Genomic DNA, 21916 nt, shown 5'->3' with positions numbered 1-21916 from the left:
ATGTAGCCAAACTATTATAAAAATTTGATTTTTAGTTCTTTATCAATAGACACATAAATTAACTTCTCTATCCTTTTGTAATAAAAATAAATAAGCGAAGAACAATAAATTGTAATAGAATAATTATATATTTAAGTTATATTTTAATTTAAACCTGACATTATGCAAAAAAACTACTTTTTTACTTACCTATTAATTTTAACGGGCTTTATTTTAAGTGCTCAAGTTACGCTTGTAGATCAACCTGTTGCTGCAACAAATGGAATTATCTCTTCTGTTCTAGCCGACTCTGGGTTTGGCACATATTCTGCTGATGATTTTACATTAACAGACAATTTTAGTATTGATGTTATAACTGTAAATGGATTTGGTTCAAATGAATCTGATATTAGTTTGAATTTCACAGGATTAGATTTGTTTATCTATGACGATGCCACAGGTGTGCCAGATTCAGACCCATCAACTTCTGGCTCGGGACTTTTAGAAATTATTAATCTTTCTCCAACGAGTCCAGCACTTGTTTACGACGCAACAGATGATTCTTTTACTATTGATATAACAATGGCTAATGGTGGCGCCGAATTTGAATTAAACTCTGGTACATATTGGCTAGTTGTTGCAGCAAGAGCGCCAAGTGATGCAGTGAGATGGAATTGGTTTGCTAGTGATCCAGGAGGAAATGCTATGTTGTTTGACGAAGGTAATTTTGGCGGAGTTCCTTGGACTGATTTAATCACATTAGGTTTGACATTTGATTCTTTGGCAATGAAAATTGAAGGGACTTTAGTGCCTTTAAGTGTAGACGAGTATGTTTTAGAAACAATTTCTATTTTTCCTAATCCAGCAAAAAATACGCTCAACTTAGAAATGCCAACATCAATTGGTGATTTTGAAACTGAAGTTTTTTCTGTTTTAGGTCAATCTGTGGCTAGAAACAGTAATAGTTCTCAGTTGGATATTTCTAATTTAAACACAGGAATTTATCTTTTAAAAATTACAACAGAGAATGGTACAATCACGAAACGATTTACTAAGAATTAAATTCTGAAGAAATATTACTTTATAAAAGAGTGCTTTTTTAGGCACTCTTTTTTTTATTAAATTTGCACGCTCATCTACAAAACGAATGAACTCTAGAAAAAAAGTCGCATTTTATACATTGGGCTGCAAGCTCAACTTTTCTGAAACTTCTACAATTGCGCGAAATTTTTCTTCGGAAGGTTTTGAACGCGTAGATTTTAAGGAGGAAGCAGATATCTATGTTATCAACACATGCTCTGTGACCGAAAATGCAGATAAACGATTTAAATCAATAGTAAAACAAGCGCAAAAGGTAAATCCGGAAGCGTTTGTCGCAGCTGTTGGTTGCTACGCACAATTAAAACCACAAGAACTGGCAGATGTTGATGGCGTGGATTTAGTTCTTGGAGCAACCGAAAAATTTAAAATCACAGACTACCTCAATGATCTCTCGAAAAATGACATGGGAGAAGTGCATAGTTGTGAAATTGAAGAAGCCGATTTTTATGTTGGGAGTTATTCAATTGGTGATCGTACACGTGCTTTTTTAAAAGTGCAAGATGGTTGCGATTATAAATGTACGTATTGCACAATCCCTTTGGCTAGAGGGATTTCTAGAAGTGATACGTTGGAGAATGTTTTGGAGAATGCCAGAGCTATTTCAGCAAAAAATATCAAAGAAATTGTACTCACAGGAGTTAATATTGGTGACTACGGAAAAGGTGAATTCGGTAATAAAAAGCATGAACACACATTCTATGAACTTGTCAAAGCATTAGATAAAGTTGAAGGGATTGAACGTTTAAGAATTTCATCAATAGAACCTAATTTACTTAAAAACGAAACCATAGAGTTTGTGTCTCAAAGTAAAGCGTTTGTGCCTCATTTTCATATTCCATTACAAAGTGGAAACAATGAGATTTTAAAATTGATGCGTCGTCGTTACATGAAAGAATTATATGTAGATCGCGTTTCAAAAATTAAAGAAGTGATGCCACATGCTTGTATTGGAGTTGATGTGATTGTTGGTTTTCCTGGAGAAACAGATGAATTGTTTTTAGAGACTTATAATTTTCTTAATGAATTAGAGATTTCTTATTTGCATGTGTTTACATATTCAGAACGTGACAATACAGTTGCAGCTTCTCTTGAAGGCGTCGTGCCCAAAAATGTGAGAGCTAAACGTAGTAAGATGTTGCGAGGACTTTCAGTAAAAATGAGACGTTCATTTTATGAAAGTCAAATAGGAAGTTCTAGAACCGTACTTTTTGAAAGCGAAAATAAAGAAGGTTACATTCATGGTTTTACAGAAAACTATGTCAAAGTTAAATCACCTTGGAATCCAGAATTGGTAAACACACTTCAACAAGTTGAATTAACTGAGATTGATGATGACGGTTTGGTGCGATTTGATTTTCAAACAACACTAACAGTTTAACTTTATACGATTTAATGTTTCTTTGCGTTATCGATTTATATGTTATTCTTGTCTAATTTATCAAATTAGTAATCTATTATGTTTCAAAAAATGTTCCTCATATTAACTATCTGCTTAGTTTTATTAAACTCATGTGCTAAAGAAGAAGTTAAAACCCAGTCACAAGTTATTGGCGAATGGAAATTAGCAAGTTACAGTATTGGTACTGCGTTTGATGTTGATAAGGATGGAACGAGCCCATCTTAATTTGTTAAATGAGATAGATTGTGTTAATTCTGAAATTTTAAAATTTGAAACCACTGGCATTTTATCTTCAAACGAAACTTACAATCCTACAATAGAGATCTCAAAATCTGAAATTGATAACACATATGACTTTAGTGTAGAATGTCAAGAAGGTATTATTAGTTTTGATACTAGCTTTAGTCAAATTGATGCTGATACATTTCAGTTTAATGATAAAGAATTTACTATAGTCAATAATTCATTTAATATCCTATTGGTTGATGAGATTGAAATTTATAATGAAGACTTTACTACGGTTCTGGAAACACGAGATTTGGTGTTGACGTATTCTAAATTATAATTAGAAATTATATACAATAATGATAATTCCTGAGTTTAATGCTTAGGAGTTTTTTATTTCAACGTTAATAAGTATCCTTATAACGTTTTATTTCCGAAGAAAGAAAAGAAAATTTGTGCAGTTGAAATCTTAAATTACATTTGCACGATTTTAAAAAAACCTATTAAATAATAAAAATGAGAAAATTATTCATTGCTTCCCTAATTACTGTAGTATTATTGTTCTTAACATCAAGTGGTAGTTAAGAAGATAACTCAATTTCTCAAGACATTATTTTTGTATATAACAATTAGTGAATTCTAGATTGATAACAAAAAAAACCGAGACGTTTTAAGTTTCGGTTTTTTTATGAGTTATATTCTAATTCCTACAGGAAGCATCTTTTTGTATTTTCTATGTCGCCTAATAAATTTGGCTATTTCAGGACTTGTTGGCACAACGCTCAAACTGCTTTCTGCAATATGATCAAATACTAAGGTTAAAAATTCTTCCTCAAAATTTTCGTCGGTAACGCATTCTGGAATAATTAGTTTGGTTAAAAAGATTTTCCGATCTTGACTAGAATACTCAATTATTGCTAGTTCATCTTGAACTTTCAGCTCAAATTGGCGTAGAAAGTCATTGTCTGTTAAGTCAGCAGCATCAATCATAATAATTTATATTTAATTCAATGGTCGGTAGGGTAGAACTATACTTTTGTATAGTTTTGTGTTACAAATTTACGAAAAATATAACAGATATTACACATCGCTAATTTAAACGTTTATGGAACAAGAAATTACACATGTATATCTTATGCCTGGCATGGCAGCCAATCCTATCATATTTGAGCATATTAAATTACCAGAAGATCAATTTGAAATTCATTGGTTAGAGTGGATGATTCCGCAGAAAAAGGAAACTTTAGAATCTTACGCTAAGCGAATGATTCTAAACATAAAACATGATAATGTGGTGTTGTTAGGTGTTTCATTTGGTGGGATTTTAGTTCAAGAAATGAGTAAGCACATGGCTTTTAAGAGATTATTTGTGGTTTCAAGTGTTAAATCAAAACATGAGTTGCCAAAACGAATGAAAGTGATGAAATATACCAAAGCTTATAAATTGCTGCCTACGCAATTAGTATCAAATATTGACTTTTTAGCAAAATATGCTTTTGGTGAAACAGTTACAAAACGTATTGAACTCTATAAAAAATATCTGTCTGTTAGTGATAAGTATTATTTGGATTGGGCTATAGAAAATGTCATAGAATGGGACCAAGATGCTCCTAATGAAGATGCAATTTATATTCAAGGAGATAAAGATGCTGTTTTCCCACATTCATGCGTTGGTAATTGTATTGTTTTAAAGGGAGGAACGCATGTAATGGTCATCAATAAGTACAAATGGTTTAACGAAAATTTACCAAAACTAATATTGCAATAATTTAAAAGCGAACGCAAAATTTAATACATTTATAAAAAAAAGAATTATGACAATAATTAAAAATATTTTAGCAGCAATAGGGTTAGTATGTGTGTCTGGGCTATTTATTTTTACGGTTCAGTCTGATGAAACAGATTCCGGTAAGACCGTTTCAGATAAAGAAGTTGTTGAAACACCAAAAATGATAAATGATTATAATGTGTATGCCATATCGGTTCCAGATCATTTAGATTTTGCAGGAGAAGCTATGCCTTTAGAAAATCCAGATATTTTAGAACGTATGGATAGAGAATTGTTAGTAAACACTTATTGGCAATCTAACGGTTTATTAATGTTTAAGCGTGCCGAAAAGTACTTCCCTATCATTGAGCCTATTTTGAAGAAACATGGTATTCCAGAAGATTTTAAATATTTAGCAGTAATTGAAAGCGGATTAACAAATGCAGTGTCTCCAGCAGGAGCAAGAGGTGTTTGGCAAATTATGCCAGCAACAGGAAGAGAAAATGGATTAGAAGTTAATTCAAATGTAGATGAACGTTATCATTTGGAAATGGCAACTGAGGTGGCTTGTAAATATTTATTGAAATCTAAAGAGAATTTAGGATCTTGGACACTTGCAGCAGCAGCATATAATGCAGGAAACGCTGGAGTTTCTAATCGTTTAAGAGATCAAGATGTAAAAGGTTATTATGATTTACTATTAGGGGAAGAAACAGGACGTTATTTATTTAGAATAGTTGCTTTGAAAGAGATTTTAAGTCATCCAAAAAAATATGGCTTTAACTTTACGAACCAAGATTTGTATAAGCCAATTCCAACCTATAAAGTTGAAGTTGATACAGCAGTTACAGACTTTACAAAGTTTGCACAGCGTTATGGGATAAATTATAAAATACTAAAAATTCATAACCCTTGGTTGAGAGAACCAAAACTTAATAATTCATCAAGAAAAAAATATATAATAGAAATTCCTAAAGAAGGATATTATTCAACGAAACCTTAATGATTGATTTTTTAAAAGAGCACTATTTTTTTATTTTAATAATTGTCAATTATTTGTTGGCAATTTCTGCAATTATTACTGTTCTTTTAAAAAATATTAATCCAACTAAAACAGTGTCATATATTATTATATTGGCACTGTTTCCTTTTTTTGGGTTAGTCATATATTATCTATTTGGTCAACAATATCGAAAAACCAAAATTTTTAATAGAAAGCACATTATCAATTCAAAGGTTATCCAATCTGTTGGAGAGAAATTAAAATCTGAAGAACAAGATTTAGCTGTTTTAAATAAAAAATTAGATGATAAGATTAAACTTATTAAACTCCTAAAAGCTAGTGAACAGTCTCCCTTGACGATTCGTAATGAAGTGGATATCTTATTTAATGGAGAAGTTAAATTTGAGCGCTTACTCAAAGATTTACAGAATGCTAAGAACCATATCCATCTAGAGTACTACATCATTAAAGATGATGTTATTGGTACAAAACTTTTGAATATTATATGTGAAAAAGCAAGGGAAGGGATTGAAGTGAAAATGACTTATGATGATGTTGGTAGTAAATTATCTTCTAAAATGAAAAGTCAATTAAATGAGAGTGGTGTTAATCATTTTCCATTTATGCCAGTTGTTTTTTCTAGTCTAACGGGTAAATCTAATTATAGAAATCATAGGAAAATTGCTATTATTGATGGGGAAATAGGCTATGTAGGAGGTATAAACGTTTCAGATAATTATGTCAATACAAAAGATTCAGAGCTCTATTGGAGGGACACACACCTTCGAATTTATGGAGAAGCAGTTAAAGTACTTCAATTTCACTTTTTAACGACTTGGGATTTTGTAACAGAAAAAACAATTGAAGTAAAGCAAAGTTATTTTCCAAAAACAGATTGTAAAAAGGACGTAGCCATACAAATTGCAGCGAGTGGACCAGATACAGATTGGGCAAACATTATGGAAGCGATATTAACAGCTATCAATAATGCAGAACAATACATTTACATTACAACACCTTATTTTATTCCAAACGATCAAGTGATTACTGCTTTGCAAATTGCAGCTAAGATAGGTGTTGATGTGAAATTGATAATCCCTAAGCGTTCTGATAGTTGGGTGGCTGAGAGTGCAGCAAATTCATTTTTAGAACCATTATTAGAAGCAGGAGTTGAGGTCTATCTCTATTATAAAGGTTTTGTTCATGCAAAAACAATGGTTGTAGATGATATATTCGCAACAATAGGAACTTGTAATTTAGATAACAGAAGTTTCAATATTAATTTCGAAATTAATGCGTTGATCTATGATTCCGAAGAAAGTAAAATTCTAAAAGATCAGTTTAAAAAAGATATTACAGATTGTGAAATTATTGATTTTGAACGATGGAAGTCTAGACCTAAAATTAATAAATTAAAAGAATCTTTTAGTAGGCTTTGGGCTCCATTATTATAATTATTTTAAGGTAGTTATTATATCTTCGTTAGTTGGTTCGTCACTAAAAAGCATCCACTTAATTTTTTCATGAATGGCATTAAATGCGACTTCAGACCTACTGCTTTCATTAGATATTGTAAACTTTTTATCAATTTTCAATAACTGTTTTTCTTCGGAAAAAAAGAAACATGCAGGAGCTCCAAATGAGTGCTTAAATGGTTTAATAATGTGATTTGCATTATTATCACGCTCATCTACATAAGTAATAATAACGTTAGAATTATAATCCTTAGAATGTAGTTTTGCTTTTTCTTTTGAATCCCAAAATAAAACAATGATCTCAATTTGTCCTTTATACATTTTAGACATTCTATTAATTTCATTAATTTCTTCATCTTTAATTTGTTCCCAAGATGATTTAGTAATTAATAGAAAAGGTTTGCCAATAGATGATGTTTTTAAAGTACCGCCTTTAACTTTATTTAGAGAAAAATCTCTAAGATGACTAAATTTTAAATGATTTTCAAAAAGCGAATCAAAAAGAAACTCAGCTTGTTCCTTATCGCCATGTTGTAAAGCAATTTCGGACTTAGCTTTGTAAGCTTTTAAGTGTTGGGTGATTTGGGAATCAAAGTAGGTTTTTTGTTGTTGAGGGAACACTAAAAACATACAACCTAACATAAGTATAGTAATATATACTTTCATGTCTAATTATTTGTTGTTTAATTAATTACAAATGTAGATGTAATAGTGGAGTAGAGTTTAAAAACTCGTTGAAAGGCTAGATTTACTAGAGAAGTGAATATTTATTGAGCAATAAACCGATAAAAGGAACGTTAATAGCTAGTTATTAACGTCTTCTCATATTACGATTACCATAATGTTGTTTAGGACCTTGAGATTTTTTCATCCCATCTTTCATCATCTTAATTTGCTCTGTTAAAATCCCTCTTTTGTCTAATTTTTGAGCTTCATTTAAAAGCTGTTTAGCTTCTATTACTCTTCGTTTACTAAAAGCAATACCAGCCAAGTTTAATTTAGCCATAGCCACATCATGATCCATAGAAAGACCAAGGTCTAATGCTTTTTTGAAGTACTTTTCGGCTTCGCTCATATTAGATTGAGATACCATAACACCATGAAGGTAGTTGTAGTAACCTTCTTGTTTTTTAATAAGAGCACCAGAAGGATTTTTAATTTTATTTAACCAGCTTTTAGCACCTTCAAAATCTTGTTTTCTAAGTTTTAAAAAAGCGAGTAGAATAAATTCGTTCTTAAAGTAAAAGAATATAAAAATTAGTGATAATAAAATGTACATTATACCATTACCAATGTAACCTTCGATAAATTGATAAATAGCATAGGCAATAATTAATCCAGCTATAACTAATTTGATATTTTTATTGAACATGTTTTTCTATTTTATATGTAACATTAGATATAATTGACGTTGGTACTTTTAAATCATTCATTTTGTGCATGATTGAATTACCGTTAACTGTAGACGTCGTAGTCATTGTTTTTACAAAGCCAGTTTTTTTTGATGTAATGATATTGGAGGTCATATCTCCAGTAAGATTCATTGCAACATCAACATCTGTATTATTGAAAATGACACTGCTTTTTCCAGTTATAACGATATCATCATTAGTTATGCTTTCTAGAGTCCAAGTGTTTTTTGAGGATAAATCCCCTTCAAAATTGTTTTCCCAAGTGTCACCAATGTTAACAGCGTGGTTAGGATATATGTAAGTCATTTGTTCAAAGCTTTTAGAAAGACTTTCATTGCTAAACTCACTTTTCATAGATTCTTTCATGACCTCTTTTGTAAACTCATCTATATCACCAACAGCATTTACCATTTTAGAAATTAATGCATTAGAACCTTTAATAGATTTAATCTTACCATTTTTATACATCTTCATTCCTAAATCTACAGTAACCAATTGTGCGAAAATTTTTCCTTCAATATCATCATCTGCAATACTATCATTTGTATTGATATTCATTATTTCTCCAATTAGATTTGATGAAGACACCATTTTAAATCGATCAAATTTAAATTTTAAACCATATAAACTATCATTGATCTCCTCAACAATAAATGTAAAATCACCTTCCAATAGATTTTTCATTTCATGTTTTTTACCATTCATGTCTTGAACAATGTCTTGATTAGCAACTTGACTCACTTTAAATTGATCACCAACCTTTAAATTATAGACTAAGCTAGTTTGAGCGCTTATTAGGCTTGTTGTCGCAATAAATGCAACGAGAATTGTTGTAAAAAAGGGTTTCATTTTTGTTATTAATTTTCAATTTACAAAGAAACTAATTTTTTGTCAATTTGTAGCTAGTTATAGTATTGTTATATTTAACATGAAATATTTTTAATTTTAGGTTTGGCAAAGTAAAAACTCTTTGTATATTTGCACGCAGTTTTGAGAATAGTTCAAAACGAAAAAAAAAGAATATAAGTTTTTTAAAAAAATACGACAATGCCAAAAAGAACGTTTCAACCGTCAAAAAGAAAGAGAAGAAATAAACACGGTTTTAGAGAAAGAATGGCTTCTGTAAACGGAAGAAAAGTTTTAGCACGTAGAAGAGCTAAAGGAAGAAAGAAATTGTCTGTATCAACTGAAACTAGACATAAAAGATAATGATTAACAATTGTTAATATAATAAAGGTGTTACTTAGGTGTAACGCCTTTTTTTGTACCTAAATGTTACCTATTTTTGAATTCTTAAAAACATTAAAATGCCAAAGAACGACAAATTAAAATCTATCCTTATTATTGGCTCAGGACCTATTGTTATTGGTCAAGCCTGCGAATTTGATTATTCTGGAACACAAGCGCTTCGCTCACTTCGCGAAGACGGAATTGAAACGATACTTATCAATTCTAATCCAGCAACTATTATGACAGATCCTACAATGGCAGATCATGTATATCTGTTGCCATTAACTACAAAGTCTATCATTAAAATATTAAAAGAGCATCCTCATATTGATGCTGTTTTACCAACAATGGGTGGTCAAACTGCGTTAAATCTTTGTATAGAAGCAGATGAAAAAGGAATTTGGAAAGATTTTGACGTCGATATAATTGGTGTAGATATTGACGCCATTAATATTACAGAAGATAGAGAGAAATTTAGAGAGCTCATGCTTAAAATTGGTATTCCAATGGCACCTCAAGCAACAGCTACGTCTTATTTAAAAGGAAAAGAAATCGCTCAGGAGTTCGGTTTTCCTTTAGTGATTAGAGCGTCCTTTACTTTAGGTGGTGATGGAGCAGCTATTGTTTATAAAGAAGAAGATTTTGATGAATTATTAACTCGTGGTTTAGAGGTCTCTCCAATTCACGAAGTTATGATTGATAAGGCCTTAATTGGTTGGAAAGAATATGAATTAGAGCTATTGCGTGACTCTAATGATAACGTTGTTATTATTTGCACAATAGAAAATATGGATCCTATGGGAATTCATACAGGGGATTCAATTACTGTCGCTCCAGCAATGACCTTGTCTGATAAAACATTTCAAAAAATGCGTGATATGGCAATCCATATGATGCGAAGTATTGGTGATTTTGCTGGTGGTTGTAATGTTCAGTTTGCTGTAAGTCCTGATGAAAAAGAAGATATAATTGCTATTGAAATCAATCCACGTGTATCGCGTTCTTCTGCATTAGCAAGTAAAGCAACGGGTTATCCAATTGCAAAAATAGCTTCAAAGTTAGCAATAGGTTACACGCTAGATGAGCTAAATAATCAAATAACAGGTTCTACATCTGCATTATTTGAACCTACTTTAGATTATGTTGTTGTGAAAATTCCACGTTGGAATTTTGATAAATTCGAAGGATCAGATAGAACTTTAGGATTACAAATGAAATCTGTAGGTGAGGTGATGGCAATTGGTCGTTCATTTCAAGAAGCGTTGCACAAAGCAACACAATCACTCGAAATAAAACGTAATGGTTTAGGAGCAGATGGAAAAGGATATAGAGATTATCAGCAAATTATAGATAAACTCACGTTTGCAAGTTGGGATCGTGTGTTTGCTATTTATGATGCGATTCAAATGGGGATTCCGTTGAGTAGAATTCATGAAATCACTAAAATTGACATGTGGTTCTTAAAGCAATATGAAGAACTACATCAATTAGAAATAGAGATTTCAACATTTACAATAGATACTATTGATCGTGATTTATTATTAGAAGCTAAGCAGAAAGGTTATGGAGACAGACAAATTGCTCATATGCTTAAATGCTTAGAAAGTCAAGTATATAATAAACGTGACGAATTAAAAATCAATCGTGTATATAAATTAGTAGATACGTGTGCTGCGGAATTTAAAGCGCAAACGCCATATTACTATTCTACGTTTGAAAATGAAGTGGAAACTTCCGAAGGAAAAATATTTCCAGCCAACGAAAGCGTTGTTTCAGATAAAAAGAAAATTATCGTTTTAGGATCTGGACCAAACAGAATTGGTCAAGGTATAGAATTTGATTACTGTTGTGTACATGGTGTTTTAGCAGCTGCGGAATGTGGCTACGAAACCATTATGATCAATTGTAATCCTGAAACTGTTTCTACAGATTTCGATATTGCAGATAAATTATATTTCGAGCCTGTTTTCTGGGAACATATCTATGACATTATTCGTCATGAAAAGCCAGAAGGTGTCATTGTTCAATTAGGTGGACAAACTGCTTTAAAGTTAGCTGAAAAATTAGATCGCTACGGAATAAAAATTATTGGTACAACTTATCAATCTCTTGATTTAGCTGAAGATAGAGGATTGTTCTCTAATCTTTTAAAGGAAAATAATATTCCTTATCCTGAATTTGATATCGCTACTACAGCAGATGAAGCTGCAGCAATTGCAGATGTTTTAGACTTTCCAATATTGGTGAGACCATCTTACGTTCTTGGCGGTCAAGGGATGAAAATTGTAATTAACAAACAAGAGCTAGAAGAGCACGTTGTTGATTTATTGAGAAGAATGCCAGGAAATCAATTACTCTTAGATCATTATCTTGATGGAGCGATAGAAGCTGAAGCTGATGCTATTTGTGATGGTGAAAATGTGTACATCATTGGTATTATGGAGCATATTGAACCTTGCGGAATCCACTCTGGAGATAGTAATGCAACCTTGCCTCCTTTTAATTTAGGTGAGTTTGTAATGCAACAAATTAAAGATCATACAAAAAAGATTGCACTAGCACTAAACACAGTTGGTTTAATAAATATACAATTTGCTATTAAAGATGATATTGTATATATCATTGAAGCCAATCCTAGAGCATCACGTACAGTTCCATTTATTTCTAAAGCGTATGGAGAACCTTATGTGAATTATGCAACTAAGGTCATGTTAGGCGAAAAGAAAGTAACCGATTTTGATTTCAATCCGCAATTAGAAGGTTATGCGATTAAGCAACCAGTATTCTCGTTTAATAAATTCCCAAATGTGAATAAAAAACTGGGACCAGAAATGAAAAGTACTGGAGAAAGTATCTTATTTATTGATAGTTTAAAGGATGATGAGTTTTATAATTTGTACTCAAGACGTAAGATGTATTTGAGTAAATAACCTATTTATTCGTTGAACGACTCTTCAAAAACCTTTTTAATTTATTAAATTGCAAAACATTTCTGATAACCTATAATTTTGAAAATCAAACAATTCTGTTTAATCAATTGCCTACTGGTAACCTTTTTTTCTTTTGCTCAAAAAGATATTTTTGATGTTGCTCGTACTGGTACAATTGATGACGTTAAAGCGTTAATGGAAATTAACTCTGATACAATCAATGTTGTAAATGAAAAAGGTTTTGTCCCTTTAACATTATCATGTTATAATGGTAATACAGAGGTTGCATTATTTTTAGCAACTATGGTTAAAGATATTGATGGTAACAGTGATTATGGTACGCCATTAATGGCTGCTGTATATAAGAATAGACCATTAATTGTTGAGCGTCTGTTAGAGTTAAATGCCAATCCAAATTTAGCAGATGTCAATGGGACAACTTCATTGCATTATGCTATTATTTTCAGAAATGAAAAAATAATTAAATTACTCATGGATGCTAAGGCAGATGTGGATTTCAAAGACAATAGAGGGAATTCAGCAAAAAACTATGCAGCAATGACCAGTAACGAATCGATAATTGACCTTATCAATAAAAAATAATTATTATGAAAAAAATTACTTTAGCCTTAATCTGGTTACTCTATATTAATATGTCTTTCGGTCAGACCTATACGACAGGTCTAATGGAATTGTCTAATACTTCTGGATTAGAATATTCTGCACAGATAGATGTAAATTCTACGACTGTTACTTTAACAATGATTGGACCAAGTGATAGATGGTTAGGCTTAGGATTTGGAGTTCAAAGCATGACTTCAAGTGGAGATGTTGTTATTTATGACGGAACAACTCTTACAGATAGATCTTTTGGTTATCAAGGTCAAGAGGCAGGAGAAGATGCTATAGGGATCACTCCAACAGAAGATCCTGAAGGTGAACGTGATTGGTCTATAACCTCAAATGTCGTAAATTCTGGAGTTAGAACTCTTATTGCTACTAGAGCTACAAATACAGGTCAAGCAAAGGATTATGCATTCTCTGCTTCTGCAACATCTATTGAATTAGTTTGGGCTAGATATGGCTATCCAGGTTTTGATTTAGAATGGCATGGCATAAATAATAAAGGAATCACTATGCAAGGTTTAACATTAAGTGAAGATACTTTAGAATTTAATGATTTTAAAATATCTCCTAATCCTGCTAAAAATAGTTTTACTTTAGAATTAGGAACTTTTAATAATAATGCAGTTGTTGAAATTTATGACGTATTAGGAAAAAAAGTGTTAAATAGAAAAATAAACGCAATAACAACTACTTTTGATATTTCTAGATGGAATAGTGGTTTGTATATTCTTAAAATTTCTTCGGAAAAATCTGTTGTAATGAAACGTTTTGTTAAACAATAAGAACTATTTTATTTTTAAATTAAAGCTACAAATTAAGTTTTGTAGCTTTTTTGTTTTAATGCATTTGGTGTTTTTTTTAATTGAAAGATTAGTATTAATCTAGCTTTAAGTTTTATAGTTGTAAAATTGGAATCATTTTTGCTATATTTATAAGTGTCATAATAGATGCCAATTGAAAATAGAGACTATGAAAACAAAATTACTTTTTATATCAATAGTATTAACGTCTGCAATATCATTGTCACAAGTCTCTGCCAACCAGGTAAATGATTTTGAGGATGGAACAACTCAAGATTGGATTATTGGAAATCCAAGTACTGCAGTTTCTCCACCTGCAAATGTAGCTACAGATGGACCAGATGGCATAGATGATAATTATTTAACCTATACATCAACGCCTCCAGAAATGGGTGGAGCAGGAAGTAAAATGGTAATATTTAATGCTTCATCACAATGGTCTTCAAATTTTATAAGTGAAGGTATTATTGCCATTAAATTTGATGTTAGAGTTTTAACTAATGATTTAAACATAAGAGTAGCATTTCAAGGTCCAAACGGAAAACGTATTTGTACAACAAATGCTGTTAATGTTGCAGCAGGTTCTGGATGGCAACCAGTGATTATCCCTATTTCTGCTTCAAATTTTACTGCTGTTGGAGGTTCAGGAGCTGTATCAATTAATGATGCATTAGCTGCTGTTAATACAATGAGAATATTAAGTAGTAATAACCCAACTTGGGCTGGTGCAGATATTGTTGTGGCTACAATTAATTTAGATAATATCACAGCTTCTACAACATTAAGCACTCAAGAATTTAAGACTCATAACGAATTTGAAATTTCACCAAATCCAGCAACATCAAAGCTAAATATCAATTTATCTCAAACTTTAGATAAAGCAACTGTTACTGTGTATGATGTTCTTGGTAAAAAAGTATACTCAAAATTATTAAGCAATTTCTCATCAACTATTGATGTATCCAATTGGAATTCTGGTGTATACCTTGTAAGAATATCAACCAATAAACAAACACTTACAAAACGTTTTGTTAAGCAATAAAACGCATAAAAAAGTAATAAAAAACCCATCAATTGTTAATTGGTAGGTTTTTTATTATGTGATAAACATAAAAATATGATAGTATTTGGCTTTAATTTATATTTATTGTTTAACGAAACGTTTTGTTTCAGTTTGATCACCATTTGTAATTTTAATGAGATATAAGCCACTGTTCCAGCTTGAAACGTCAATTTTAGATGAGTTTCCAGGTTCTAATATTTCAGAAACTATTTGTTTACCAAGAATATCAAAAACTTCGTAAGTTAAATTAGTTTGACTACCGTTTAATTCAATATTTATTATAGAACTCGAAGGGTTTGGATACACACTAAAACGAGTAGATGTATTTAAGTCATCAACACTTAAAAGGGTGTCCCAAAAATTGACTCCAAAATCTGTTGCAGTTCCATTAAATTCATAAGGAGCTGCTACATTTATAAAAGTGCCAGCAGTCCATATTCCTGCTGCTACTGCAACATTTTCACGTCCATTTCCTCCACTTCCCCATTGTGTAAAGTCAAGCATATTGGCTGCTGTACCAAAATTACCAGTAGGAGTGTAAAGTCCTAAATCTGCTGCAGTATCGTTTAGGTAGCCTGGTATAGATATTGTTACTTCAGCATTTGGTGCAAGGTTTAATGATCCATCCACTACTGTAGTTTGAGTAGCTAATGTTTTATATCCAAATAGAGAACATAACCTGAGTGTACCAATATCTTCAGTAGTAGAACCAAAGTTCTTAATAGTTACAGTATCTGTTACTGGGTCAACGACCAATAATTTAAACTGTTGCGCATTTACTTGCTGACTTAAGAAAGCTGCAAATAAAAATGTAAAGACTGTTTTTAAAAAGTAATTTGTTTTCATAATATTTTGTTTTTATAGATTAGTAATTTAATATTCATTGATTGAACATTGGTCTAATTTTACTTGCTGTAGCAAGTCATCATAGCCAATAACACGACCTTTTATTTTTATTTTAGAATCGTAGACAACTGTCCTTTTAATAGTTTTATTAAATTGACAAAACACTTTATCATCTAATGTAATGGAGTTGCTATCGTTTTCTGAAACTTTACCATTAACTTCAATTGTGGTATTTAAGTACTTGGTTTCTATATTTTTATAATTTTCAGAAAACTGCAAAGCAATTTCATTAGAGGTTAATTTATATTGAGCAACTTCATTTTTTATATTTCTATGGTCTTGATAGATATACATGTAGCTTATAATAGCTACTATTAGAATAACAATAAAAACAATAATTCTTTTACGCATGTTTTCTTTTGTTTGAGTAATAAACTGCTTCAACTTTTATCGCTAAAGCAGTTCATTGTAAATGCAATTATGAACAACACCTAACCAATTAATTCCTTAATTTTTCTTTTTCAAAGTGTGTTGTTTCTCATCCCATTTTTAAATTAAAATGGTATTAATTGCATGTATTTCTATATCGTAATCGATCTTCATCACCAACTCTTAAATCAATCTTTGTTAAGTCATTAGTATTAATTTCTTGAAGGCTCCAGGTATTATTACAGTACGAAAGTCCTGGTATATTTATAATTACAGAAATATTATTTGCTGTACCTGTAGTGTACCATGTGCCAGTTGCTAATGTCGAATTCCAGAAAGCGGTTACTGTACCATCTGTAGAAAAGTTAAAATCATAACCATCATAAACATTATCGTAGTTGTTACTGTTTTTCCTTGCTTTATCAACATACCAATTTTGACAGCCTGTTAGGAAATTGGCTAGTAATTCTTGAGTACAATCGTCACAATCATCATCATTATAATCAAAATCATCATCTTCATCACAAGCATTTTGTTCATTTTCTATTGTTGTTTCAAGTTCAGAAAGTGAACTAATTTCTAGTGTTGTACTATTTGATAATAGAACAGATATTGGAAAGTTTATACTCGTTATATCATTTGTAGTTATTTCTTCAATGAAACGGTATAAATCATGGTCGTTAGTAAACGTTTCCGAAGAGATTAATTCATTATTAATATTGAATTTTGATGCTGAAAACGGATACATAAAATCAATACATTCTATATCATCGTCATTAATGTTTTCTCCATTACAATTATTAGCAGTAGATGTGAGTTCACTCATGTCATTTATGATGACTTCGGAAAAATCTGAATTCACTATAGTAATAGGAAATGTAATAGTTATAGCATCTGAATCATCAATATATTCATCAAAAATAGATTCTACTAAATAATAATCATCACTATTATTTATATCAATTGGAATTGAATTTGCTGTAACATTTATAGGTAGTTTAATATTGAAACAATTAGCAACATCTAAAATGTTATCATTTGATCCATCATTTAATGTTGTACGTTGTATTAGGTTAGCTACTAGAGAGTTGCTTTCTATAACGTCTTCTGGAGGTGTTACTATGAGTTCTGTCTCTTCAGATCTACAAGACGTAAAGATCATCACAGATGAAAAAAGTAAAATTAGAGAAGTTTTAATAGTTCTTTTCATGATTTTGCATTTGAGTATTTCTAATGCTATTTAATATATAACAACTCAACTTTTAAAACTCCTGAAAAAAATAAAATAAAAATATATCTACCTTTAGAGCCTAAAATCAACAAATTGCCAAAAGATATAAACGAGAATATATGTGAAGCCAAAGTTTTTGAGCATGTATATAATACGTACTCAAAAGATGTTCATAATTTCCTTTACTATAAATATGGAGAACAGTTTAATCCAAAAGATAAAGTACAAGACGCTTTTATTAAACTTTGGGACAACTGCAAAAAAGTAACACTTAGTAAAGCAAAATCATTTTTGTTTACTGTGGCGAATAATATGGTCCTTAACGATATTAAACACCATAAAGTGGTGCTTAATCATCAAAAAAAAGTACCCAAATCCCATACCAATGAAACACCAGAATTTATTTTGGAGCATGATCAATTTTTTGAGCGTTATAAAAAAGTACTAGAAAATTTAAGCGAAGAACAACGCGTTGCATTTTTGTTAAGCAAGGCAGAAGGTAAGACACATAGTGAGATTGCCGATTTTTTGGGTGTCACCAAAAAAGTAGTAGAATATCGTATTTATGGTGCATTCAACATTTTAAAGAAAGAATTAGAAGGTTTTAAAATAAAGTAATCAGGAGAAATAGACCTTAAGTTGTTATATAAGTAGTAAATAAATTTATGAATAAAGAAGATCAAATAATAAAATGGTTAAATGATGAGTTAACTCCTGCTGAAAGAAACCTATTTGAGCAAAGAGAAGATTTTGAATTGTACCAAGCAATAGTTGATGGCGGAAAAGAGTTTAAGGCTTCAAATCTTTCTGAGCCTGAATCTTTCAATGATTTTAAATTGGCTTATGAAAGTAAGAATGATAAGACGAGAAAATTAGATTGGTTTAAGCCTATGCTTAGAATTGCTAGCATCTTGGTTATTGCTTTTGGCGTTTATTTTACTTTTTTCTATGGTAACTTAACACAAGTACAAACTTTAGCTAGTCAAAAAACAACCATAGAACTTCCAGATCACTCTAAGGTAACTTTAAATGCAGATTCAGAAATTGAGTTCAGTAAGAAAGATTGGAATAACAATAGAAGTTTAAACCTTAATGGAGAAGCTTATTTTAAAGTCGCTAAAGGTAAAACGTTTGATGTGATTACATCTCAAGGTGTTGTTACTGTTGTTGGTACAGAGTTTAATGTTAAGCAACGTGATAACTATTTTGAAGTACAATGTTTTGAAGGTATTGTAAGTGTTACTTCGGGAACGCATACAGAGAAACTATTGGCTGGAGATACATTTAGAATCTTAGATAATTCATTCTCTCAAGATAAGATCTCTATTTTGAAACCAGAATGGACGTCTAATAAAAGTATGTTTAAAGCTGTTCCATTTAAAACTGTTTTAGCCGAAATAGAACGTCAATACGATATTAAGATTATTGCCGAAGATGTTGATACTAAACGTTTGTTTACGGGAGGTTTTATGCATGATGATATGGAAAATGCCCTTTTATCGATTACACAACCTATGGATTTGACTTATGAAATTAATGTTTCAAACGACGTTGTGATTTATGGGAAAAAAAAGTAAATTATATTTTTTAACTTTCTTTTTTTTTATCTTTTCTTTTGAAGCATACGCTCAAAAGGCTCAACAAGAACAGCCATTAACCAAAGTCTTTACTACTTTACAAAGCCAATATAATATTCAATTTAATTATGCTGAAGCTGGTCTTAAAGGGATAATGATTATTCCTCCTTCGGAAAGTTTAACTTTAAACGAAGCTTTATCTTATCTAGAGATAAATACCAAATTTTCATTCCAAAATTTAGATGGTACTTTTATTTTGGTAGGTATAAAAGATACAGCTTTCAATTTACAGCAATTATCTCAAGTCGTAGTGTCTCAGTACATTGTCAAAGGAATTAGTAAACTAAATAATGGGTCTTACAAAATTGATTTCACTCAATTTGATATCCTTCCAGGATTAATTGATACAGATGTATTACAGGCTGTGCAGGCATTTCCAGGAATTCAAAGTATCAATGAAACCGTTTCAAATATTAATATTAGAGGTGGAACTCATGACCAGAACCTGATACTTTGGGACGGAATTAAGATGTATCAATCAGGACATTTTTTCGGTTTAATTTCTATGTTTAATCCGCAGATAACACAAAATGTTAGTGTATTGAAAAACGGAACAGAGACAACACTTACCGATGGTGTTTCAGGGACCATAGCTATGGAAACAAGCTCTAAAATTAACGATACTTTTAAAGGGAGTTTAGGCATGAATTTTATTGATGCTAATGGTTTTGCTGATATTCCTTTAAGCGAAAAATCATCCTTACAAGTAGCATCCCGAAAATCAATTAGTGATTTTACAGAAACACCAACATATACAAACTTTTTTGAACGGATATCTCAAAATACCGAAGTTGAAACAAATACTAATAATACAGTAAACTCTGACCAAGAATTCGATTTTTATGATACCTCATTACGATGGATTTATAATATCTCAGAAAAAGATCAATTGCAAGTCAATTTTTTAAATGCAAATAACGAATTACGATTTAATGAAAACACAATTATTGATGAAACTGAAACCTCTCGTCAAAGTCGTTTAAGCCAAAATAGTATTGCTGGTGCATTACATTATAAAAGAGTTTGGAATGACAATTGGCAAACCACTTTTGAGGTCTATGAAACCGATTATAAGTTAAAAGCAATCAATGCCAACATAATTGATGAACAACGATTTTTGCAAGAAAACTCAGTATCTGAAACAAGTATAAAATTTATAGCTAACTATAAGCTAAATGAACGTTTGCAATTTTTAAATGGTTATCATTTTGTGGAGACTAAAATCACAAATTTGGATGATGTTGATAATCCGCGTTTTAAATCTTTAATTTCTGAAGTTTTAAGAACTCATGGACTCTTTTCTCAATTAAATTACACATCGTTAAACAAGAAAACAAGCTTAAATTTTGGTCTTCGTTTTAACTATCTAGATAAGTTTAAAAAGGACATTCTAGAACCTAGAGTATCGTTTAACCATTTGTTTCTTGATAATTTTTCTTTTGAGGTCTTAGGAGAATTTAAACATCAAAACACATCTCAAGTTATTAATTTTCAGAATGATTTTTTAGGTATAGAAAAACGACGATGGCAATTGTCTAATGATGAAGATATTCCTGTTATTAGAAGTAAACAAGTGTCTATAGGGTTAAGTTTTAGTAAAAAAGGCTGGCTGCTAAGTGCAGACACGTATTATAAATATGTGAATGGAATAACGACTCAAAGTCAAGGATTTCAAAATCAATATGAATTTATAAAAACCAGTGGTGATTATAAGGCGCATGGTGTGGATTTTATTTTAAGAAAACAAATTAAAGAGTTCACAACATGGTTGAGCTATTCGTACTTAAATAGTGATTATAAATTTAATTTTTTGCCAGAACATGTCATCCCTAATAATTATGATATTACACATGCAATTACATTTGGAGCTAACTATACTTTAAAAGATTTAAAACTATCTGCTGGACTCAATTGGCATTCAGGACGACCAATAACACAACCAATTGCTGATGATGAGATTGTTGATGATGCCATAAATTATGAGCCAACTAATTCTAGTAATTTACAAGATTATTTGAGAGTTGATATTTCCGCAGTATATAATATTGGATTATGGAAAGCTACGAAAGTTGATTTAGGCCTTTCAGTTTGGAATGTATTAAACAAAAACAATCAGATTAATAATTTCTATAGAATTAATGATAATACCGTGAGTGAGACGATGCAGAGTTCATTAGGGATTACGCCAAATGCAGTATTGAGAGTTCACTTCTAATTATCTGGAAGCTCTATTTTTACACGATATTTGCTCAAATCTTCAAGGTAATCGATATGAGAAAAATCTGCACTTTCAAACTCAACTTGTCGTGAACGTTTTGTTTCGATTCGTTTAATTGCTTTTAAAAAACGTTTGACCTCATTTTTGTCATTAACGATTAATCCAGGAACTTCAGTAGAATTACCATCATCATCTTTCGCAACCATTGTAAAATATGACGAGTTGCAGTGTCTCATTTCTCCGGTTCTTATGTTTTCCGACTCTACTCGAATTCCAACAACCATAGAGGTGCGACCAACATAATTTATAGAAGCTTTCATAGTAACGAGTTCTCCAATTTCTATGGGATTCAAAAAATCAACCGTATCTACAGATGCTGTAACGCAATACGTTTTTGAATGTTTCGAAGCACACGCAAACGCAATTTGATCCATTAAGTTTAAAATATAACCACCATGAATTTTACCACCAAAATTGGAGTGTGATGGTTGCATTAATTCTGAAATACTAATCCTCGAAGAATCTATCGTTTTATAAGTCATT

23 protein-coding genes are annotated in these 21916 nt (G+C 31.1%); 15 read left to right on the top strand and 8 right to left on the bottom strand.

Going from position 1 to position 21916, the window contains the following annotated elements; all coding sequences use genetic code 11:
- Positions 1–162 precede the first annotated feature (162 nt).
- The 4 genes from IM744_RS10720 (at position 163) to IM744_RS10705 (ending at position 3044) form a co-directional block, all read left to right on the top strand.
- Complete coding sequence (locus IM744_RS10720) at positions 163–1041, top strand: T9SS type A sorting domain-containing protein (protein ID WP_194508137.1); 879 nt, start codon at positions 163–165, stop codon at positions 1039–1041.
- Positions 1042–1126: 85 nt separating this feature from the next.
- Positions 1127–2458 (top strand): tRNA (N(6)-L-threonylcarbamoyladenosine(37)-C(2))-methylthiotransferase MtaB, encoded by a 1332-nt coding sequence (gene mtaB / locus IM744_RS10715; protein WP_194508136.1) that lies wholly within the window; start codon positions 1127–1129, stop codon positions 2456–2458.
- Between the two features lie 90 nt (positions 2459–2548).
- On the top strand, positions 2549–2704 hold the full coding sequence (locus IM744_RS10710; protein WP_194508135.1) for a hypothetical protein: 156 nt from the start codon (positions 2549–2551) through the stop codon (positions 2702–2704).
- Positions 2685–3044 (top strand): hypothetical protein, encoded by a 360-nt coding sequence (locus tag IM744_RS10705; RefSeq protein ID WP_194508134.1) that lies wholly within the window; start codon positions 2685–2687, stop codon positions 3042–3044. Before IM744_RS10710 ends, IM744_RS10705 begins: the two co-directional genes overlap by 20 nt.
- 353 nt (positions 3045–3397) lie before the next feature.
- Here the strand turns inward: IM744_RS10705 and IM744_RS10700 are convergent, their stop codons facing one another.
- Positions 3398–3694, bottom strand: a complete 297-nt coding sequence (locus tag IM744_RS10700) for a GNAT family N-acetyltransferase (RefSeq protein WP_194508133.1) — start codon at positions 3692–3694, stop codon at positions 3398–3400.
- A 115-nt stretch (positions 3695–3809) separates the two neighbouring features.
- Here IM744_RS10700 and IM744_RS10695 point away from each other — a divergent pair, with 115 nt between their 5' ends.
- The 3 genes from IM744_RS10695 to cls are packed head-to-tail and all read left to right on the top strand — an operon-like array spanning position 3810 to position 6929.
- Positions 3810–4472 (top strand): alpha/beta hydrolase, encoded by a 663-nt coding sequence (locus IM744_RS10695; protein ID WP_194508132.1) that lies wholly within the window; start codon positions 3810–3812, stop codon positions 4470–4472.
- A gap of 46 nt (positions 4473–4518) precedes the next feature.
- Positions 4519–5475: a lytic transglycosylase domain-containing protein gene (locus IM744_RS10690; RefSeq protein ID WP_194508131.1), complete on the top strand. Its 957-nt coding sequence runs from the start codon at positions 4519–4521 to the stop codon at positions 5473–5475.
- On the top strand, positions 5475–6929 hold the full coding sequence (cls, locus tag IM744_RS10685) for a cardiolipin synthase (protein ID WP_194508130.1): 1455 nt from the start codon (positions 5475–5477) through the stop codon (positions 6927–6929). The genes IM744_RS10690 and cls overlap by 1 nt, the downstream gene beginning before the upstream one ends.
- Here cls and IM744_RS10680 read toward each other — a convergent pair whose 3' ends face one another.
- The 3 genes from IM744_RS10680 to IM744_RS10670 form a co-directional block, all read right to left on the bottom strand.
- Positions 6930–7616, bottom strand: a complete 687-nt coding sequence (locus IM744_RS10680; protein WP_194508129.1) for a hypothetical protein — start codon at positions 7614–7616, stop codon at positions 6930–6932. It lies immediately after the preceding gene.
- A 145-nt stretch (positions 7617–7761) separates the two neighbouring features.
- A complete protein-coding gene (locus IM744_RS10675; protein WP_194508128.1) occupies positions 7762–8322 on the bottom strand; it encodes a tetratricopeptide repeat protein in 561 nt (186 codons plus the stop codon).
- Positions 8312–9211: a DUF6263 family protein gene (locus tag IM744_RS10670; protein WP_194508127.1), complete on the bottom strand. Its 900-nt coding sequence runs from the start codon at positions 9209–9211 to the stop codon at positions 8312–8314. The genes IM744_RS10675 and IM744_RS10670 overlap by 11 nt, the downstream gene beginning before the upstream one ends.
- A 198-nt stretch (positions 9212–9409) precedes the next feature.
- Here IM744_RS10670 and rpmH point away from each other — a divergent pair, with 198 nt between their 5' ends.
- The 5 genes from rpmH (at position 9410) to IM744_RS10645 (ending at position 14991) form a co-directional block, all read left to right on the top strand.
- Positions 9410–9571 carry a 50S ribosomal protein L34 gene (rpmH, locus tag IM744_RS10665; protein ID WP_040278062.1) on the top strand — a complete coding sequence of 54 codons (162 nt, stop codon included), beginning with the start codon at positions 9410–9412 and terminating at the stop codon, positions 9569–9571.
- A gap of 98 nt (positions 9572–9669) precedes the next feature.
- Positions 9670–12522, top strand: coding sequence for a carbamoyl-phosphate synthase large subunit (gene carB / locus IM744_RS10660; protein ID WP_194508126.1), 2853 nt, complete (start codon positions 9670–9672; stop codon positions 12520–12522).
- Positions 12523–12600: 78 nt separating this feature from the next.
- Positions 12601–13125, top strand: coding sequence for an ankyrin repeat domain-containing protein (locus tag IM744_RS10655; RefSeq protein WP_194508125.1), 525 nt, complete (start codon positions 12601–12603; stop codon positions 13123–13125).
- Between the two features lie 5 nt (positions 13126–13130).
- A complete protein-coding gene (locus tag IM744_RS10650; RefSeq protein WP_194508124.1) occupies positions 13131–13931 on the top strand; it encodes a T9SS type A sorting domain-containing protein in 801 nt (266 codons plus the stop codon).
- A gap of 187 nt (positions 13932–14118) precedes the next feature.
- Positions 14119–14991, top strand: a complete 873-nt coding sequence (locus tag IM744_RS10645; protein ID WP_194508123.1) for a T9SS type A sorting domain-containing protein — start codon at positions 14119–14121, stop codon at positions 14989–14991.
- Between the two features lie 102 nt (positions 14992–15093).
- Here IM744_RS10645 and IM744_RS10640 read toward each other — a convergent pair whose 3' ends face one another.
- From IM744_RS10640 to IM744_RS10630, 3 genes are all read right to left on the bottom strand, one after another.
- Entirely contained in the window at positions 15094–15858 is a 765-nt protein-coding gene (locus IM744_RS10640) for a T9SS type A sorting domain-containing protein (protein ID WP_194508122.1), read from the bottom strand.
- A 27-nt stretch (positions 15859–15885) separates the two neighbouring features.
- Positions 15886–16269: an OB-fold protein gene (locus IM744_RS10635; RefSeq protein ID WP_194508121.1), complete on the bottom strand. Its 384-nt coding sequence runs from the start codon at positions 16267–16269 to the stop codon at positions 15886–15888.
- Between the two features lie 154 nt (positions 16270–16423).
- Positions 16424–17497, bottom strand: coding sequence for a hypothetical protein (locus tag IM744_RS10630; protein ID WP_194508120.1), 1074 nt, complete (start codon positions 17495–17497; stop codon positions 16424–16426).
- 114 nt (positions 17498–17611) lie between these two features.
- On the opposite strand from IM744_RS10630, the gene IM744_RS10625 reads away from it, so the two are divergent.
- Genes IM744_RS10625 through IM744_RS10615 form a run of 3 tightly spaced genes read left to right on the top strand, consistent with a single transcriptional unit; the run spans position 17612 to position 21370 of the window.
- Positions 17612–18136, top strand: coding sequence for an RNA polymerase sigma factor (locus IM744_RS10625; protein WP_194508119.1), 525 nt, complete (start codon positions 17612–17614; stop codon positions 18134–18136).
- A 47-nt stretch (positions 18137–18183) separates the two neighbouring features.
- Positions 18184–19095: a FecR family protein gene (locus IM744_RS10620; protein ID WP_194508118.1), complete on the top strand. Its 912-nt coding sequence runs from the start codon at positions 18184–18186 to the stop codon at positions 19093–19095.
- A complete protein-coding gene (locus tag IM744_RS10615) occupies positions 19079–21370 on the top strand; it encodes a TonB-dependent receptor plug domain-containing protein (RefSeq protein WP_194508117.1) in 2292 nt (763 codons plus the stop codon). Before IM744_RS10620 ends, IM744_RS10615 begins: the two co-directional genes overlap by 17 nt.
- On the opposite strand, the gene IM744_RS10610 is transcribed toward IM744_RS10615, so the two are convergent.
- The gene (locus IM744_RS10610) at positions 21367–21915 is read right to left on the bottom strand and encodes an acyl-CoA thioesterase (protein ID WP_194508116.1); all 549 of its coding nucleotides are present in this window, start codon (positions 21913–21915) and stop codon (positions 21367–21369) included. The genes IM744_RS10615 and IM744_RS10610 overlap by 4 nt on opposite strands.
- Position 21916: the final 1 nt, after the last annotated feature.

It is taken from the genome of Psychroserpens luteus (assembly GCF_015319355.1).
In the GTDB taxonomy this organism is placed as follows: domain Bacteria; phylum Bacteroidota; class Bacteroidia; order Flavobacteriales; family Flavobacteriaceae; genus Psychroserpens; species Psychroserpens luteus.
Note: the sequence above shows the minus strand (reverse complement) of the source record. Positions and strands in the feature narration are given on the sequence as shown.